This window comes from Bartonella sp. TT29SHDZB, from assembly GCF_042193395.1.
Lineage (GTDB): Bacteria > Pseudomonadota > Alphaproteobacteria > Rhizobiales > Rhizobiaceae > Bartonella.
This window is the reverse complement of sequence record NZ_JBHILQ010000143.1, coordinates 1-643: the sequence shown is the minus strand read 5'-3', so window position 1 is coordinate 643 and position 643 is coordinate 1. Positions and strand designations below refer to the sequence as shown.

1 protein-coding gene is annotated in these 643 nt (G+C 43.2%); it reads right to left on the bottom strand.

Going from position 1 to position 643, the window contains the following annotated elements; genetic code table 11:
• Positions 1–71: 71 nt before the first annotated feature.
• Positions 72–476: a hypothetical protein gene (locus tag ACFIJJ_RS10010; protein WP_375646850.1), complete on the bottom strand. Its 405-nt coding sequence runs from the start codon at positions 474–476 to the stop codon at positions 72–74.
• Positions 477–643 lie beyond the last annotated feature (167 nt).

Here is a 643-nt window from a genome sequence, read left to right as displayed (position 1 = left end):
TGAGGAAACAATCGCGCCATTCCAAGTGAAGGCAAGGATAGCGGATTGTTAATCATCACAAACAGCAAAACTTAAGGATAACATTCATATTGTTCTGGATGCTTTTTACAAAAAGGGCTGTTCAAGCGCTTCTTGACACTGCGCTGTGGTATGACAGCGCCTGGACGACAAATGGGCAAGTTTTCAGCTTTATGATTTCCACACCAGCCTCCCCCCACATCATATTTATAGCGAAATCCCGCTTGGAGCATGCAAGCATCAATGGTTGCATTTGCATTATTACTGAGCTTTCTACTTTCTGGATCCTTATCATAAGGGGTTGGCATACCGCATTCTAACAAGGCTTTTCCTATCTCCGTAAAATCTGCTCCTGGCTTCTCCCATGCCCCTATAGAAGATATGGGAGTTTTATTAAACTGGCACCCAGCTATACTTAACAAAGTTACAGCACTTAATAATTTTACGATGTGTTTCATTTTTTACTCCATGATTTACTTGAAGGAACTTGTTCACGATGAGATGAGCCGTAAAGCATGTTGCACATACGCCCCACATCTCCAAGACAGGTATGGGAACTTATGGGATTTGTAGCCACTCTCAACCATTCTGTCCAAACGTTACTGCCAGCAGGGAGTGTCCCGTA